Source organism: Streptomyces sp. NPDC111628 (genome assembly GCF_055635195.1).
On record NZ_JBVKBZ010000004.1, the window covers coordinates 1 to 16,080 of the forward strand.

Annotated in this window: 13 protein-coding genes; 7 read left to right on the top strand and 6 right to left on the bottom strand. The window is 72.6% G+C overall.

Annotated elements, in window-relative coordinates; translation table 11 throughout:
* Positions 1 to 149 precede the first annotated feature (149 nt).
* From ACZ7MF_RS21985 to ACZ7MF_RS22005, 5 genes are read right to left on the bottom strand one after another with little or no spacing between them, the layout of a single operon-like run.
* Positions 150 to 1,460: a DUF58 domain-containing protein gene (locus ACZ7MF_RS21985; protein WP_471478928.1), complete on the bottom strand. Its 1,311-nt coding sequence runs from the start codon at positions 1,458 to 1,460 to the stop codon at positions 150 to 152.
* Positions 1,460 to 2,449: an AAA family ATPase gene (locus tag ACZ7MF_RS21990; protein ID WP_471480085.1), complete on the bottom strand. Its 990-nt coding sequence runs from the start codon at positions 2,447 to 2,449 to the stop codon at positions 1,460 to 1,462. The genes ACZ7MF_RS21985 and ACZ7MF_RS21990 overlap by 1 nt, the downstream gene beginning before the upstream one ends.
* Positions 2,449 to 3,666 (bottom strand): DUF4350 domain-containing protein, encoded by a 1,218-nt coding sequence (locus ACZ7MF_RS21995; protein WP_471478930.1) that lies wholly within the window; start codon positions 3,664 to 3,666, stop codon positions 2,449 to 2,451. Before ACZ7MF_RS21995 ends, ACZ7MF_RS21990 begins: the two co-directional genes overlap by 1 nt.
* Complete coding sequence (locus ACZ7MF_RS22000) at positions 3,663 to 4,385, bottom strand: DUF4129 domain-containing protein (protein ID WP_471478932.1); 723 nt, start codon at positions 4,383 to 4,385, stop codon at positions 3,663 to 3,665. The genes ACZ7MF_RS21995 and ACZ7MF_RS22000 overlap by 4 nt, the downstream gene beginning before the upstream one ends.
* A 34-nt stretch (positions 4,386 to 4,419) precedes the next feature.
* Positions 4,420 to 5,835 (bottom strand): DUF7847 domain-containing protein, encoded by a 1,416-nt coding sequence (locus tag ACZ7MF_RS22005; RefSeq protein WP_471478935.1) that lies wholly within the window; start codon positions 5,833 to 5,835, stop codon positions 4,420 to 4,422.
* A 140-nt stretch (positions 5,836 to 5,975) separates the two neighbouring features.
* Between ACZ7MF_RS22005 and mtnA the strand changes: the two genes are divergently transcribed.
* The 7 genes from mtnA (at position 5,976) to ACZ7MF_RS22040 (ending at position 14,812) form a co-directional block, all read left to right on the top strand.
* Entirely contained in the window at positions 5,976 to 7,118 is a 1,143-nt protein-coding gene (gene mtnA, locus ACZ7MF_RS22010) for an S-methyl-5-thioribose-1-phosphate isomerase (protein WP_471478937.1), read from the top strand.
* A gap of 4 nt (positions 7,119 to 7,122) precedes the next feature.
* Positions 7,123 to 7,812 carry a two-component system response regulator MtrA gene (mtrA, locus tag ACZ7MF_RS22015; protein WP_003975799.1) on the top strand — a complete coding sequence of 230 codons (690 nt, stop codon included), beginning with the start codon at positions 7,123 to 7,125 and terminating at the stop codon, positions 7,810 to 7,812.
* A 1-nt stretch (position 7,813) separates the two neighbouring features.
* A complete protein-coding gene (mtrB, locus tag ACZ7MF_RS22020; RefSeq protein WP_471478939.1) occupies positions 7,814 to 9,889 on the top strand; it encodes a two-component system sensor histidine kinase MtrB in 2,076 nt (691 codons plus the stop codon).
* Positions 9,879 to 11,726, top strand: coding sequence for an LpqB family beta-propeller domain-containing protein (locus tag ACZ7MF_RS22025; protein WP_471478941.1), 1,848 nt, complete (start codon positions 9,879 to 9,881; stop codon positions 11,724 to 11,726). Before mtrB ends, ACZ7MF_RS22025 begins: the two co-directional genes overlap by 11 nt.
* Before the next feature lie 145 nt (positions 11,727 to 11,871).
* A complete protein-coding gene (locus ACZ7MF_RS22030; protein WP_471478943.1) occupies positions 11,872 to 12,819 on the top strand; it encodes a ComF family protein in 948 nt (315 codons plus the stop codon).
* A 313-nt stretch (positions 12,820 to 13,132) separates the two neighbouring features.
* Complete coding sequence (hpf, locus tag ACZ7MF_RS22035; protein WP_356858679.1) at positions 13,133 to 13,825, top strand: ribosome hibernation-promoting factor, HPF/YfiA family; 693 nt, start codon at positions 13,133 to 13,135, stop codon at positions 13,823 to 13,825.
* A gap of 228 nt (positions 13,826 to 14,053) precedes the next feature.
* Complete coding sequence (locus tag ACZ7MF_RS22040) at positions 14,054 to 14,812, top strand: response regulator transcription factor (protein ID WP_356858677.1); 759 nt, start codon at positions 14,054 to 14,056, stop codon at positions 14,810 to 14,812.
* 26 nt (positions 14,813 to 14,838) lie between these two features.
* Here ACZ7MF_RS22040 and ACZ7MF_RS22045 read toward each other — a convergent pair whose 3' ends face one another.
* A complete protein-coding gene (locus tag ACZ7MF_RS22045; protein WP_471478945.1) occupies positions 14,839 to 16,014 on the bottom strand; it encodes a winged helix-turn-helix domain-containing protein in 1,176 nt (391 codons plus the stop codon).
* Positions 16,015 to 16,080: the final 66 nt, after the last annotated feature.

A 16,080-nucleotide genomic window follows, 5' to 3' on the forward strand; every position in this document is an offset into this window, starting at 1 on the left:
TACTGCAGGGGGGACCCTGTGGGAGAGTAGGACGCCGCCGAACAATTATTGCTGGGAGACCCCGCACCGGGAACGGTGCGGGGTTTTCTGCGTTCAGGGGTCGTTGAAGCGATACTGAACTGGGCGGGGCCACAAGGCCCCGCCTTTTTCTATAGGCGGCCTGCGGCCTTGAGTTCCAGGTAGGCGTCCGCGAGTGCCGGAGGAAGCTCGCCAGGGGTCGCGTCGACGACCGTGACGCCGTGCCGGCGGAGCTGGTCGGCGATGAGGCGGCGCTCCGACTGGGCCTGTGCGGCCGCCGCGGCCTCGTACACGGCATCTGTGTGGCCGCGGGCCTCGGCCATGGCCGAGATGTGCGGGTCGGCCACCGAGGCCACGAGGACGGTGTGGCGCTGGGTCAGCTGTGGCAGGACGGGGAGAAGCCCCTCTTCGATCGGGGCCGCGTCGAGGGTCGTGAAGAGGACGATCAGGGACCGGCGAGGGGCCGACCGGAGAGTGGTCGCGGTGAGGCCACGCGCGTCTGTCTCCACCAGCTCCGGTTCCACGGTTGCCAGGGCGTTGACCAGGGAAGGAAGGAGGTCGCCCGCGGTGCGGCCCTGGAGCAGGGCGCGTACCCGGCGGTCGTAGGCGAGGAGGTCGACGCGGTCGCCCGCGCGGGAGGCCAGGGCGGCCAGGAGCAGGGCGGCGTCCATGGAGGCGTCGAGGCGCGGGGCGTCTCCCACGCGACCGGCCGAAGTACGGCCGGTGTCGAGGACGAGCAGGATGTGCCGGTCGCGTTCGGGGCGCCAGGTGCGTACGGCGACGGTGGAGTGGCGGGCCGTCGCGCGCCAGTCGATGGAACGGGTGTCGTCGCCGGGGACGTACTCGCGCAGGCTGTCGAACTCCGTACCCTCGCCGCGGGTGAGGACGCTGGTGCGGCCGTCGAGTTCGCGGAGCCGGGACAGCTTGGAGGGGAGGTGCTTGCGGCTGGTGAACGGGGGGAGGACGCGGACGGTCCAGGGGACCCGGTGGGTGCCCTGGCGGGTGAGGAGGCCCAGGGGGCCGTACGACCGGATCGTGACGCGGTCCGCGTGGCGGTCGCCGCGGCGGGTGGGGCGCAGGCGGGTGGTCACCCGGCGGCGTTCGCCGGCGGGAACGGTCAGGCTGTGGCGGGAGGCCGCCGTCTCGGTACCGGGCTGCCAGCTGCTGGGCGGCCAGGCGTCGCGCAGGCGGGCCCGGAGCGGGCGCCGCGAGGGGTTGGTGACCGTCAGGGTCACGTCGGCGGTGTCGCCCAGACGGGCGGAGGTGTCCCCGGAGCGGGTGAGGCCGAGGCGGCGTACGGGGGCGGCCAGGGCGAAGTCGCAGGCGCAGACCGCGGCCAGCGGGGCGTTGACCGCGAGGATGCCCGTCCAGCTGGGGTCCAAGATGCCGACGGGGACGGAGGCCAGGGCCGCGATGAGCGCGGCGCGTCCGGTGAGTGCCATCAGCGGGGAACGGGGACGTGGGCGAGGATCGCGTTGATGACCGAGTCCGCGGTCACGCCCTCCATCTCGGCCTCCGGACGGAGTTGTACGCGGTGCCGGAGGGTGGGGAGGGCCAGAGCCTTCACGTCGTCGGGGGTGACGTAGTCGCGGCCGGTGAGCCAGGCCCATGCGCGGGCCGTCGACAGCAGGGCCGTGGCGCCGCGCGGGGAGACGCCGAGGGTGAGCGACGGCGACTCTCGGGTGGCGCGGCAGACGTCGACGACGTAGGCGGTGATCTCCGGCGAGACGGTCGTCTTGGCGGCCTCCGCGCGGGCGGCCTCCAGGTCGGCGGCGCTCGCGACGGGGCGTACGCCGGCGGCGTGCAGGTCGCGCGGATTGAAGCCGGCCGCATGCCGGGTGAGGACGTCGATCTCGTCCTGGCGGGTGGGCAGGGGGACGGTGAGTTTGAGGAGGAAGCGGTCCAGCTGGGCTTCCGGGAGGGGGTAGGTGCCCTCGTACTCGACCGGGTTCTGGGTGGCCGCGACGAGGAAGGGATCGGGGAGCGGGCGGGGCGTGCCGTCCACCGTGACCTGGCGTTCCTCCATGGCTTCGAGGAGGGAGGACTGGGTCTTCGGGGGCGTGCGGTTGATCTCGTCGGCGAGGAGGAGGTTGGTGAAGACCGGGCCGGGCTGGAAGGAGAACTCGGTGGTGCGGGCGTCGTAGACCAGGGAGCCGGTGACGTCGCTCGGCATCAGGTCGGGGGTGAACTGGACGCGTTTGGTGTCGAGTTCGGTGGCCGCGGCGAGGGTGCGGACGAGCAGCGTCTTGGCGACCCCGGGGACGCCTTCGAGGAGGACGTGGCCGCGGCAGAGCAGGGCTACGACGAGACCGGTCACGGCGGCGTCCTGGCCGACCACGGCCTTGGCGATCTCGGCGCGCAGGGCTTCGAGGGCGGCGCGGGCGTTGCCCGGGGCCGCGGTCTGCCCGGCGTTGTCAGTGGTCGGGTCCATCATGGACGGCGTACCTCTCTTTCGAGGGCGTCGAGTTGGTCGGCGAGTGCGATCAGGGCCGCGTCGTCACCGGGCGGCGGGCCGAAGAGGAGGGTGTGCAGGGCTTGTCCGTCGCCGTGTGCGCCGTGGAGGTGGGCGGACAGGGCAGGAAGCAGGGACTCGGGCGAGTCTGCCTGGGGGACGGGGACGCCTACGAGAGGGGCGAGGCGGGTGCGGGTGGCGGAGCGAAGAGCGGTGGCGGCGCGGTCGCGGGCGTTCGCCTTGCGGTAGAGGCGGGCGCGGCCTTCGACGGTTTCGGAGGCGCGGATCGCGACGGGGAGTTTTTCGGGCACCAGGGGGCCGAGTCGGCGTGCCCGCCACAGGGCGGCGAGGGCAGCGGCGATGAAGAGTTGCAGGGTGCCCCAGAGCCAGCGGGACGGGAGCAGGTCGAAGAAGCCGCGTTCGTCGTCCGGGTCCGGGAGGTCGGAGAGGGAGGGGAGGTACCAGACCAGGTGGTCGCGGGAGCCGAGGAGCTGGAGGGCGAGCGAGGCGTTGCCGTGCTCGTCGAGGTGGTTGTTGAAGAGGATGTCGCGGGCGCCGAGGACGACGGTGTCGCCGGGGGTGCCCTCAGCGGACGCCGTCGCGGACGGGTCGGGGATGCGCAGGAGGGTGGCCAGGCGCCGGCTGGGATAGCAGGCGTCGGCTTCGAGGTGGGTGCTGTAGCGGATGCCGCCGGTGTCGGCGCTGCCCGCGCGCCGTGCGGCGGGCAGGTCGCAGGCGGGGGCCAGCGTCGAGTCGACGCTGAGCGCGGGGTCGGCGGTGACGCCGGGGGCGAGGCGTTCGACGGCAGCGCCGCCGGGGGCGACCAGGACGGTGCGTCCGCCGGAGCCGGACGTCGCCGAGTGCAGTCCCGTCTGCTGGCGCTCCGTCAGGAGGTCGGGCACGGCGACCAGCAGGGTGGTGTCGGGTCCGGCCGCGGCCCGCGCTTCGTCCAGGGTGGTGACCACGCGCGTGGAGACGCCCCGGTCGGCGAGGAGTTCGGCGACGGCGCGGCTGCCGTAGGGGTCGGCGGAGCGCGGGTCGAGCTCGCCGTGCCGGGCGTCGGAGCGGACGACCGCGATGCCGACGGCCCCGACGAGCAGCAGGACGAGGGCGAGTGCGATGCCCCGCGCGCGGGTCCACACCTGGCGGGCGGTGGGCGAGGCCGCGGTGGTGGGGAGCGTGGCCTCGGTGGTCATTCGGCGGCTCCCCGGCGGGTGTCCCGGTCCGCGGCGTCGCCCGTGCGGCGGCCGGCCGTGCTGCTCGCCAGGTGCGGTTTGCTGCGGTCCAGATCGTGGTCGAGTTCGGTGAGGTGCCGGTACGACTCCTCGCTGCCGGGCCGGCCGCCGTACGCGACGTCGTCGAAGTCCCGTGCGGCGGCGCGCAGCCGGTCCTTGTGGTCGGGCAGGGCCCGGCCTGCCTCGGTGGCCGCCTCGTCGGCGGTGCGGCCGGGGCGGATGTCGAGCAGGGCGCGTTCCTCGAGGGCGCGGACGACGGCCCGCATGCGTTCCTGGACGGCTTGGTTCCAGTGTCCCTGGGAGGCGTGTGCCTGGGCGGCGGCGCGGTGGTCGGCGGCGCTGCGGGGACGGTCGTCGAAGAGGGCGGGGGCGGAGACGGGTCCGCGGCGCGGGGTGCCCAGGCGCCACCAGAGGGCGCCCAGCGCCGCCAGGACGGCCACGACGACGACCACCAGGCCCAGCGTTCCCCCGGGCGTCGCGGTGGACGCCTTGCCGAACAGCTCCTCGATCCAGTCCCAGAAGGCGTTCAGGGCCCGCTGGAACCAGCTGGGGTCGTTCTCGTGGTACATCCGCTTGGACAGCTCGCGGCGCGCGGCGTCCCGCGCGGGGTCGCGCGGGATCGTCACCGGTGGTTCGTCGCCGGAGCGCGACACCGTTCGTGCGGCGGTGCGTGCCAGCACCTCCGTGAGCACTCCCCCCGCCGGACTCACCCCGTCAGCTCCCCGGGACGGCGCCGGAGGCACCGGAGCCCTGCGGGCCGGATCCCTGCGGCCCGGCGGCGCGGGTCAGTTCGAGGTCGAGGGCCTCGCGGCGGATGCGCTGGTCGATGTAGAGCAGCACGGTCACGCCCGCAGTGATCGGGAAGGTGATCATGGAGCCGATCACCGAGCCGATGCCGCTGACCACGAGGAAGGTCCAGCCGAGGTCGCCGGTGCCCTCCAGGAAGCCGCCGATGCCGTCGCCGCCGAGTGTCGCGGCGAGGAAGGCGAAGGGGATGACGATGATCGACGCGACGACGTTGGCGATGACCGTGGCGAGCAACTGGATGCCGAAGACGCGCCACCAGGAGCCGCGCACCAGCTTCACCGAGCGGCCCATCGCCTTCTTGATGCCCTGCTTCTCCAGCATCAGCGCGGGGGACGCCAGCGAGAAGCGGACCATGAGCCAGACCGCGACGACGCCGCCCGCCAGGAAGCCCAGGGCGGTCAGGGCCACTCCGGCCTCGCCACCCGCGGTGGCGGTGACGAGGAGACCGGGTGTCATACCGGCCGTGACGAGTCCGGCGACGATGAGGAGCAGCAGGAGGATCAGGCCGAACAGCTTCAGCACCTGGGGGCGGGCGTCTCGCCAGGCCTCGCCGGTGGTCACCGGCCTGCCGAGTACGGCGCGGCTGGTGACGGTGGTGAGCAGGGCCGTGGCCAGTACGGTGCCGATCAGGGAGATCAGGAAGATGACCCCCGAGTTGATCGTGGTGTCGGCCAGCGCGTCGCCGAGTTCGCTCAGGGTGGCGTCGGGGTCGTTGAGGGCCTCGCTGCCGGTGTCGTCCAGGACGAGGCCCTGGAGCAGCACGACGATGACCTCGGTGAAGATGGCGACGGTCAGGGAGATGCCGAGGACGGTGCGCCAGTAGGTGCGCATGGTCGAGACGGCACCGTCGAGGATCTCGCCGACGCCGAGCGGGCGGAGCGGGATCACGCCGGGCTTGGCCGCGGGCGGGGGGCCGCCCCAGCCGCTTCCCCAACCGCCGTGTCCACCGGGGGCGCCGTAGCCGCCGTAGCCCCCGCCCTGGCCGCCGTAGCCGCCGGGGCGCCCGGGGCCGCCGTAGCCTCCGTAGCCGCCTCCGGGGGGTCCGGGGGGCGGGGTGCCCCAGCCCGGGCCGGGCGGTGGGGGAGGCGGGGCCTGGCCCCGGTCCCCGGGGCCGGTGGGAGCGGACCACTGGCCGGGGGGCGGCTGCTCCTTGGACCACTTCGTGCCGGGGCTCGTCGGTTCCGCACCCGGCCGGTCCGCGGGCGGCGCGGGCTGATCGGGGCCGGCGGGGCGGTCGGCGGGCTCGGCGGGGCCGGACGCGCCGGGCTCGTGCCCGTCGGACGGGGCGGATCCGGGCGATGCCCAGCCCGGAGTGTCGTTCATCGTCGCTCCTTCACGGTGCGCGTCCGCGGTCGCGGCGGCAGGTTGGCAGCCATCGTGCCATGGGGGCGTCGGGTGCGGACCGGCCGCGGTGGGGGCTGCGCACCTTCAATTGTCCGTCGTGCAGGGGGCAGACTGACCGCATGGCTGATCAGGACGCGCGAAACGGCGAGGGCAAGCGGCCCACCGGGATACCGGCCCTTCGCTGGGAGGAACCCCCCGAGGGTCCGGTGCTGGTGCTGCTGGACCAGACCAGGTTGCCCGCCGAGGAGGTCGAGCTGGTCTGCACGGACCCGGCCGCGCTGGTGGAGGCGATCCGCTCGCTCGCCGTGCGCGGGGCACCGCTGCTGGGCATCGCGGGCGGCTACGGGGTCGCGCTCGCCGCCGTACGGGGCTTCGAGGTCGAGGAGGCCGCGGTGGCGCTGGCGGGGGCGCGCCCGACCGCGGTGAACCTCGCCGTCGGGGTGCGCCGGGCGCAGGCCGCGCACCGGGAGGCGCTCGGCAGGACCGGTGACACCCGGCAGGCCGCCCGGGCGGCGCTGTCCGCGGCAAGGGCGCTGCACCGGGAGGACACCGAGGCCAGCGCCCGGATGGCCGCGCACGGACTGGCGCTGCTCGACGAGCTGCTGCCCGCCGGAGGGCACCGCGTCCTCACGCACTGCAACACCGGGTCGCTGGTGTCGGGCGGTGAGGGGACCGCCTTCGCGGTGGCGCTCGCGGCACATCGGTCGGGACGGCTGCGACGCCTGTGGGTGGACGAAACGCGTCCCTTGCTGCAAGGTGCTCGCCTGACGGCATACGAGGCGGCCCGCAACGACATGGCGTACACCTTGCTCACCGACAACGCGGCGGGTTCGCTGTTCGCGGCGGGTGAGGTGGACGCGGTACTGATCGGTGCGGACCGCATCGCGGCCGACGGTTCGGTGGCGAACAAGGTGGGGAGCTATCCGCTCGCGGTGCTCGCGCGGTACCACCATGTGCCGTTCGTCGTGGTGGCTCCGGTCACGACGGTGGATACGGACACGCCGGACGGGGCGTCCATCGAAGTGGAACAGCGCCCCGGATATGAAGTGACCGAGGTCACAGCACCTCAGGTGCCGGTGGCGGGAGCGGGAGGCGGGATTCCGGTGGCACCCCTGGGGACCCAGGCGTACAACCCGGCGTTCGATGTGACTCCGCCCGAACTGGTGACGGCGATCGTCACCGAGGAGGGTGTGGTTTCGCCCGTGACGACCGAGGCCCTGGCCTCGCTGTGTGCCAGGTCACGCCAGGTAACGATTAGCTAATGGGATGATGTCGTTTATGAAGGGACGAGTCCTTGTCGTCGACGACGACACCGCACTGGCCGAGATGCTCGGCATTGTGCTGCGTGGTGAGGGTTTTGAGCCGTCTTTCGTAGCCGACGGCGACAAGGCGCTGGCCGCCTTCCGGGAGACCAAGCCCGACCTGGTGCTGCTCGACCTGATGCTGCCCGGACGGGACGGCATCGAGGTGTGCCGCCTGATCAGGGCGGAGTCGGGTGTGCCGATCGTGATGCTGACGGCGAAGAGTGACACCGTCGACGTCGTGGTGGGTCTGGAGTCGGGCGCCGACGACTACATCGTGAAGCCGTTCAAACCGAAGGAGCTGGTGGCCCGGATCCGGGCGCGGCTGCGGAGGTCGGAGGAACCGGCGCCGGAGCAGCTCGCCATAGGCGATCTGGTCATCGACGTGGCCGGTCACTCCGTGAAGCGGGACGGACAGTCGATCGCGCTGACGCCGCTGGAGTTCGACCTGCTGGTGGCGCTGGCCCGCAAGCCGTGGCAGGTGTTCACGCGCGAGGTGCTCCTCGAGCAGGTCTGGGGCTACCGGCACGCCGCCGACACCCGCCTGGTCAACGTGCACGTCCAGCGGCTGCGCTCCAAGGTCGAGAAGGATCCGGAGAAGCCGGAGATCGTGGTGACCGTCCGCGGCGTCGGCTACAAGGCCGGACCGAGCTGACATGGCCAGGGACAGTGCCGCTTCGGCGCCCGGGTCCGGGGCCCGCGCCGGACGGCCTGTCGGCCACCGGAGCGCCGGCTCCCGCCTCTTCGGCCGTGTGCTGGAGGGCGGGCTGCTGCACGGCGGGGTGCAGGGCAGCCCGGTGCTCCGTCTGTTCATGCGCTGGGTGCGCCGTCCCCTGCTGCCGGTCATGCGGCTGTGGCGGCGCAACATCCAGCTCAAGGTCGTCGCCACCACCCTGCTGATGTCGCTGGGCGTCGTGCTGCTGCTCGGCTTCGTGGTGATCGGCCAGGTCCGCAACGGACTGCTGGACGCCAAGGTGAAGGCCTCCCAGAGCCAGGCCACCGGTGGTTTCACGGCGGCCAAGCAGAAGGCCGAGGAGGCGGCGAGCACCAACGGCGACGACGGCACTCCCGCGGACGGGCGTCCCTCGCAGAACGTCATCCAGTGGATGAGCGAGCTGGTGAAGTCGCTCTCCAGCGGTGGCCAGAGCGCCTTCGACGTGGTCACCCTCCCCATGGGCGGGGAGAGCGGCAGCGGACGCGGTCCGCGCGCCTCCGGATCGGTCGACTGGGCGGTGAGCGTCCCCGAGGCCCTGCGGGAGCGGATCGACGGCGACACCGCGGCCGCCCAGAGCTACACCCGGATCGTCTACAACTCCGACCAGGCGTCCCAGCCGGGACTGGTCATCGGCAAGCAGGTCAACGACCCGAACGGCGAGCCGTACCAGCTGTACTACCTCTTCCCGCTCACCCAGGAGGAGAAGTCGCTCAGCCTGGTCAGGGGCACTCTGGCGACCGCCGGGCTCTTCGTCGTCGTGCTGCTCGGCGCCATCGCCTGGCTGGTGGTGCGCCAGGTCGTCACGCCGGTTCGGATGGCGGCGAGCATCGCCGAGCGGCTGTCCGCGGGGCGGTTGCAGGAACGGATGAAGGTCACCGGCGAGGACGACATCGCCCGGCTCGGCGAGGCCTTCAACAAGATGGCTCAGAACCTCCAGCTCAAGATCAGCCAGCTGGAGGACCTGTCGCGGATGCAGCGGCGGTTCGTCTCCGACGTGTCGCACGAGCTGCGCACGCCGCTGACGACCGTACGGATGGCGGCCGACGTCATTCACGACGCGCGCGTGGACTTCGATCCGGTGACCGCGCGGTCGGCCGAACTGCTCGCCGACCAGCTGGACCGGTTCGAGACGCTGCTCGCCGACCTGCTGGAGATCAGCCGGTTCGACGCGGGCGCCGCCGCGCTGGAGGCGGAGCCGATAGACCTCAGGGAGGTCGTACGGCGCGTCGTCAGCGGCGCGGAGCCGCTCGCCGAGCGCAAGGGGACGCAGATACGCCTCTCCGGCGACCAGCAGCCCGTCGTGGCCGAGGCGGACGCCCGGCGGGTCGAGCGCGTGCTGCGCAACCTCGTCGTCAACGCCGTCGAGCACGGCGAGGGCCGGGACGTCGTCGTCAAGCTCGCCGCCGCCGGGGGCGCCGTCGCCGTCGCGGTGCGCGACTACGGCGTCGGACTCAAGCCGGGCGAGGCCACCCGGGTCTTCAGCCGCTTCTGGCGGGCCGACCCGGCACGCGCGCGTACCACCGGCGGTACGGGGCTGGGGCTGTCGATCGCCCTGGAGGACGCGCGACTGCACGGCGGCTGGCTGCAGGCCTGGGGCGAGCCCGGCGGTGGCTCGCAGTTCCGGCTGACGCTGCCCAGGACGGCGGACGAGCCGCTCAGGGGCTCGCCGATACCGCTGGAGCCGACGGACTCGCGCCGCAACCGCGGGCTCAACGACGCCGGCCTCGCCGACCCGGCGGTGGCGCGCGGCACGGTCAAGTCGGTCGGCGTCCCGGCGCAGGTGCCGGCGGGGCAGGTCTCCGCGGTGCCCGCGCGGGGGCCGATAACGCCGAGGCAGGCCACGGTGGCACCCACGGCGGATCCGACGGCACTGCCGGGCAACGGCGCGCGCGTGGTGCCGAGGCCCGTGTCGGGGGCGCGGAGGCAGGACGGCGGGCCGGCACCGGAGGCGGCGGGCCGCCAGGACGCCGGTCCCGAGGACTCGAGCAGGCAAGGGGAGGCATCTCGTGGGCGCTGACCGCGGGAGGGGCGGTCGGCGGGGGCCGGCACGCGTGGTGGCGTACGCCGTCGGCGGTGTCGTACTGCTGGCCGGATGTGCGGCCATGCCCGACAGCGGGGATCTCAGGGGTGTGGAGTCCACGCCCCGGCAGGACCCGCAGGTGCGGGTGTTCGCGATGCCGCCGCGGGACGACGCCCCGCCCGCCGACATTGTGCAGGGCTTCCTGGAGGCGCTGACCAGCGACGATCCGCACTATGAGACGGCGCGCAAGTACCTGACCGGCGACGCCGCGAAGAACTGGCGGCCGGACGATTCGGCGACGGTGCTCGCGGGCGGGCCGGGAACGGAGTCCGACCACTCGGGCAACCGCGAGGACGCCAACGACTACTCGGTCACGCTGACCGGCACCAAGGTCGCCACGGTCGACGCGCAGCAGTCGTACGCGCCGGCCGACGGCACGTACCGCGAGTCGGTGCACCTCACCCGGGACGGCAAGTCCAAGCAGTGGCGCATCGATTCGCTGCCGACGGGCGTCGTCATGGGCAAGTCGGACTTCCAGCGCAACTACATGTCGGTCAACCGGTACTACTTCGCCTCGAACACCCCGGTGAGGGCGGACGCCGAGACGGGACCGGTGCGGGAGCCGGCGGCCGTCGCCGATCCCGTCTACGTGCGCCGGCGGGTGGATCCGATGACCCAGGTGGTGCGTTCCCTGCTCAGCGGGCCGACGAGCCTGCTGGGCCCCGTGGTCAGGTCCAGCTTCCCGACCGGGACGGCGCTGGCGAAGAACGCCGGCTCGCTGACCCCCGACGACCGCAGCAAGCTGACCGTTCCGCTGAACGACAAGGCGGCGCGGGCCGGTGCGGACAAGTGCGACGAGATGGCCGCGCAGCTCCTGTTCACGCTGCAGAACCTCACCCCGGCGGTGCAGGAGGTCGAGCTGCGCTCGGGCGGTAAGCCGTTGTGTTCGCTCTCCGAGGACCGCGCCGAGACGGTGGCGACGCGCGGCTCTGCGCAGCCGCCCGACTACCTGTACTTCGTCGACGACCAGGACCGCCTGGTACGGATCGCGGCCGGCAGCAACGGGACCCGGGCCGAACCCGTGCCCGGACCGCTGGGCGAGGGCCAGCAGGCCCTGCGGTCGGTGGCGGTGTCGCGCGATGAACACAGCGCCGCCGGGATCGGTCTCGACAACAAGTTGCTGTACGTCGGTTCGCTGGTGTCGGGCGGTTCGCTCGGCGACCCCGTGCTGACCAGCCAGGGCAAGACGGAGTCGGACCGGCTGACCCCGCCCAGCTGGGATGCGCAGGGCGACCTGTGGATCGCCGACCGCAACCCGGCCGACCCGCGGTTGCTGCTGCTGCAGGAGGGCGCGGGCGATCCGGTGGAGGTGCGGACCCCGGGCCTCGACGGGCGTGTCCAGGCCGTGCGGGTGGCCGCAGACGGGGTGCGGATCGCGCTCGTCGTGGAGAAGGACGGCGAGCGGTCGCTGCTCATCGGGCGGATCGAACGGGACGGGAAGGCGGGCGACGTGCCCGCGGTCACCGTGCTCGAACTGCGCTCCGCGACCCCCGAGCTGGAGGAGGTCACGGCCATGTCCTGGGCCGGCGACGCCCGGCTCGTAGTGGTGGGCCGCGAGCGCGGGGGCGTCCAGCAGATCGGATACGTCCAGGTCGACGGCTCGACGCCGGAGGCATCGGTGCCAGCGGCCCTGACCGGCGTCAAGGAGATCGCCGCGACCGAGGACGAGCGGCTGCCGCTGGTGGCGTATTCGGAGGACCTCATCGTGCGGCTGCCGTCCGGGCTGCAGTGGCAGAAGGTGACGGAGGGGACCGCGCCGGTCTATCCGGGGTGAGGCGTCCCGTCCGGCCGGGGTGGGGCGTCCCGTCAGCGGGGTGGGGCGTCCGCCGTTTCGTGGCCCGACGGGTTTTCCACAGGCGGTCGGCCGACGTTTTCCACAGGCCTGGCGGGGCTTCGCAGGCAGGGGCACAGTGGTGGCCATGCGCGGATTGCGGACATGCCTCACAGGGCGGACATGGCGGAGAGGGTGGGCGGACCTCACGGACCTGGTGCTGCCCGCCGAGTGCGGGGGCTGCGGCACCTCTCGGGCGGTGCTGTGCCCCCGGTGCCGTACGGCGCTGAGCGGAGCCCCGCCGTGCCGCGTGCGTCCGGAGCCGGAGCCGCCCGGCCTGCCCGCGGTGCACGCGGCGGCGCCGTACGCGGACGAGGTGCGGGCGGCTTTGCTGGCCCACAAGGAGCGGGGCGTGCTGGCCCTCGCGGCACCGCTCGGCGTGGCGTTGGCGCAAGCGGTGCGGGCGGGTCTCAGGGCGGCGGGGACGGACGCCGGTGACGTGGGGTCCGGTGCGGTGGGGGCCGGAGTGGCGGGTCCCGCTCGGGTGCGGGGACCGGTGCTGCTCGTGCCCGTGCCGTCGGCACGCAGAGCGGTGCGGACGCGGGGGCACGATCCGGCGCGGCGGATCGCCCTCGCGGCGGCGGCGGAGCTGCGGCGCACCGGGACGTCCGCCCGGGTGCTCGCCGTACTGCGGCAGCGGTACGCCGTGGCCGACCAGTCGGGGCTCGACGCCCGGCGGCGGCTGGACAATCTCGCCGGCGCGCTGGCGGTGGCTCCGGGCGGTGGCGGGCTGCTGCGCGGCGGTGGGACGGTCGTCCTGGTCGACGACCTGATGACGACGGGGGCGTCGCTCGCCGAGGCGGCCCGTGCGGTGCGGGCGGCGACGGCCGCCCCCGTTGAGTCGCGGGCGGGTCCGGCCGCGTACGGGACGGCGAGATCGGCTGTGTATCCGGCCGAGGCAGGGGAAGGCAGAGAGGAACGGAAGACCGGACCCCGAATGGCGGGTCCATACGGAGGCGGTGGCGTGATCCGTGAAGCGATCTGCGCGGCAGTGGTCGCGGCTTCACCAGATTCTTTCGAAATAAACCGGAACTGACTGAGAACTTACGTCGTTGCAGGTAATGAGGGAGTCAATTCACCGGAACGGAGGTACGCCGCGGTAGAGGGTGACGACATCCGTCCGGGCGAGATATGTTCGGTTGTGAGGCAAAGCCGCAGGCCACACCTCTCAAATCCGAATGCCGTGCTGCGGGTTTTACCGTCATCACCCGCACCGGTGGAGTGGAGATCCCGCCCGCGGGGGAGGAGGTGGACGTCACCGAGTCCGAGGTTTCGGGATGGACCGGAACCTGGTGCAAAAGGGAGATGCTCCGCCGTCGAAGCGGAGCGATCCGGGAACGGAGTTCTGCGTGGACATCGTCGTCAAGGGCCGCAAGACCGAGGTGCCCGAGCGGTTCCGGAAGCACGTGGCCGAGAAGCTGAAGCTGGAGAAGATCCAGAAGCTCGATGGCAAGGTGATCAGCCTCGACGTCGAGGTGTCCAAGGAGCCGAACCCCCGGCAGGCCGACCGCTGTGACCGAGTGGAGATCACGCTCCGCTCCCGCGGTCCGGTGATCCGGGCGGAGGCGGCGGCGAGCGACCCCTACGCGGCGCTCGACCTGGCGGCGGAGAAGCTCGGCGCACGGCTGCGCAAGCAGCACGACAAGCGCTTCTCGCGCCGCGGCGCACGCCGGATCTCGGCGGCCGAGGTCGCCGACCACGTACCCGGCGCGGCGACACTCAACGGGAACGGCGACGTCGTCCCGACGGAGAAGCAGGACGGCGTACCCACCAAGAAGATCGGCTCGCTGGAGGTCCAGGGCGACGGTCCGCTCGTCGTCCGGGAGAAGACCCACGTGGCCGCACCCATGTCCCTCGACCAGGCGCTCTACGAGATGGAGCTGGTCGGGCACGACTTCTACCTGTTCGTCGACTCCGAGACGAAGGAGCCCAGTGTCGTCTACCGGCGGCACGCCTACGACTACGGCGTGATCCACCTGACCACGGACACGATGGTCACTTCGGCGCACGCCCCCGACGCGGGCGATGCGCTCGGCGGCTGACACACGCCGCCGGGTGACAGCGGTTCGGTGCCCCTGGAGCGCGTGTGCGCCCCCAGGGGCACCGGTGTGCGACGGTGCGCGAGGGTGTGCGACCCCAGAGCTGCCCGTTCGGTCACCCCGCTGTCGGCCGGGCATGGAATCATGGCGGCAACGGCCCAACCGGTGGGTCGTTGCTCTGGGTTGGCGATGGCTCAGGACCACGTGCCACAGCCTTCAGGGGGAGGAACGATGGCGGACAGTTTCGGACCGATGCGGGGCGCGGGCGTCGACCACGGGATCGACGACAGGGTCGCCGGCATGGGCCCGGACGCGGGCTCCGCACGCGAGGAGCCGATCAGGGTGCTGGTCGTGGACGACCACGCCCTCTTCCGCCGCGGCCTGGAGATCGTGCTCGCGGCCGAGGAGGACATCCAGGTCGTCGGAGAGGCCGGTGACGGCGCCGAGGCCGTGGAGAAGGCGGCCGACCTGCTGCCGGACATCGTCCTGATGGATGTGCGGATGCCCAAGCGGGGCGGTATCGAGGCCTGCACCTCCATCAAGGAGGTGGCCCCCAGTGCCAAGATCATCATGCTGACGATCAGCGACGAGGAGGCCGACCTCTACGACGCGATCAAGGCGGGCGCGACCGGTTATCTCCTCAAGGAGATCTCGACGGACGAGGTGGCCACCGCCATTCGCGCGGTGGCCGACGGACAGTCCCAGATCAGTCCGTCCATGGCCTCGAAACTGCTGACCGAGTTCAAGTCGATGATCCAGCGCACCGACGAACGCCGGCTGGTGCCCGCGCCCCGGCTCACGGATCGCGAGCTGGAGGTCCTCAAGCTGGTCGCCACGGGAATGAACAACCGGGACATCGCCAAGGAACTGTTCATTTCCGAGAACACCGTGAAGAACCACGTGCGCAACATCCTGGAGAAACTCCAGCTGCACTCCAGGATGGAGGCCGTGGTGTACGCGATGCGGGAGAAGATTCTCGAGATCCGGTGAGTTGGTGACCCGGTGAGCCGTTCCGGTCAGTCGAGCAGCCGGGCCAGCTCCCGGACCAGTGGCTCACGCAGATCCGGAGTCTCGACCCGCTCCACACGTACGTTCGTGCAGTCCACCCAGCTCGCCGCCTCGACGAGTGCCTGGGCCACCGCCGGGGCCGCCTTCGGGCCGTCCAGCGTGACCTGCTTGGCGACCAGGGTGCGCCCCTCGCGGGCCGGGTCCACCCGGCCGACGAGCCGGCCGCCGGCCAGGACCGGCATCGCGAAGTAGCCGTGCACCCGCTTCTGCCGGGGTACGTAGGCCTCCAGCCGGTGGGTGAAGCCGAAGATCCGCTCCGTGCGCGCCCGCTCCCAGATCAGCGAGTCGAAGGGGGAGAGCAGCGTCGTGCGGTGACGGCCCCGCGGGGTCGTCACCAGGGCCGCCGGGTCCGCCCAGGCGGGACGGCCCCAGCCCGCCACCGTAACCGGCACCAGGCCCGAGTCGGCGATCACCGCGTCGACCTGCTCGGCCTTGAGACGGTGGTAGTCCGCGATGTCCGCGCGCGTGCCGACGCCCAGGGACTGGCCGGCCAGGCGGACCAGGCGGCGCAGGCACTCCGTGTCGTCCAGGTCGTCGTGCAGCAGTGCGGCCGGGACGGCGCGCTCCGCCAGGTCGTACACCCGCTTCCAGCCGCGGCGCTCCACGCACACCACCTCGCCGTACATGAGCGCGCGCTCGACGGCGACCTTCGTGCCCGACCAGTCCCACCACTCGCTGGTCCTCTTCGCGCCGCCCAGGTCCGTCGCGGTGAGGGGGCCCTCCTCGCGGAGCTGCTTGACGACGCGGTCGTAGTCGCCGTCGGGGAGGTGGTGGTTCCAGTGCGGGCGGTTGCGGTACGCGCGGCGGCGGAAGGCGAAGTGGGGCCACTCCTCGATCGGGAGGATGCAGGCGGCGTGGGACCAGTACTCGAAGGCGTGGGTGTCCGTCCAGTAGGAGTCGTCGACGGTCCGGCGGCCGACCGCGCCGAGGCGGGCGTAGGGGATCAGCTCGTGGGAGCGGGCCAGGACCGAGATCGTGTCGAGCTGCACCGCGCCCAGGTGACGGAGGACGCCGCGGACGCCCGCGCGGCGGTCGGGGGCACCGAGGAAGCCCTGTGCGCGGAGGGCGAGGCGGCGGGCCTCGTCTGCGGACAGTTCCGTGGCGGGGGGCGGGAGGGTCGTCATACGTCCGCACGATAGGGGGTGGGTCTGACAGTGGGGCGTGCGGTGCGGTGAGGTACGGCGCGGTGA